The 690-nt window shown below is 70.7% G+C and carries 1 protein-coding gene and 1 pseudogene; both read left to right on the top strand.

Going from position 1 to position 690, the window contains the following annotated elements:
- A pseudogene (locus ADL05_RS31420) lies at positions 1-194 on the top strand (hypothetical protein); the annotation flags it as partial.
- On the top strand, positions 194-690 hold a 497-nt coding region (locus ADL05_RS28375; RefSeq protein WP_156366092.1), incomplete at its 3' end, for a DDE-type integrase/transposase/recombinase. The pseudogene ADL05_RS31420 and the gene ADL05_RS28375, both read left to right, overlap by 1 nt.

Below are 690 nucleotides of genomic sequence, written 5' to 3'. Positions count from 1 at the left end.
TCTACGCCTGGCGGCGCCAGGACCGTATCGACCAAGGTCTGGCCCCGGGCCTGACCAGCACCGAGAAGAGCGAACTGGCCGCAGCCAACAAGCGCATCGCCGAGTTGGAGGCCGAACTGGCGATCCACCGCCGGGCCAGTGAGCTGCTGGGCAAGGTGGTGCCCCCAAAAGACGGTTCGAGGCGATCGCGGTGATGGCTGCCGAGGGACATCCGGTCCAGGTCGCCGTCCGGGTGCTGGGGGTCTCGGAGTCCGGGTTCTACGCCTGGCGCGACCGCGGCCCCTCGGCCCGCTCCATCCGGCACGTGCTGCTCACCGACACCATCCGCCAGATCCATGCCGCCTCCAACGGCGTCTACGGGGTGCGGCGTGTGCACGCCGAACTCACCCTCGGGCGAGGGATGCAGCTCTGGCACGGCACGGTCGCGATGCTGATGTCCCGGGCCGGCCTCAAGGGAGTCGCCGGCCGCCCGAGGTGGCGGCGGGCGCGGCCGGATCTGGTCTCGTCCGACCTGGTGGACCGTCAGTTCGCCCGCCAGGGCCTGGACCAGCTCTGGGTCACCGATATCACCGAGCACCCCACCCGCGAGGGCAAGGTCTACTGCGCGGTGGTGCTGGACGTGTGCTCGCGGCGTGTGGTCGGGTGGGCGATCGATTCCTCGCCCACGGCGGCGTTGACCACGAACGCGCT

This window comes from Nocardiopsis sp. NRRL B-16309 (assembly GCF_001279585.1).
Taxonomy (GTDB): Bacteria; Actinomycetota; Actinomycetes; order Streptosporangiales; family Streptosporangiaceae; genus Nocardiopsis.
The sequence above is the reverse complement of the archived record's forward strand: the minus strand, read 5'-3'. Positions and strand labels throughout refer to the sequence as shown.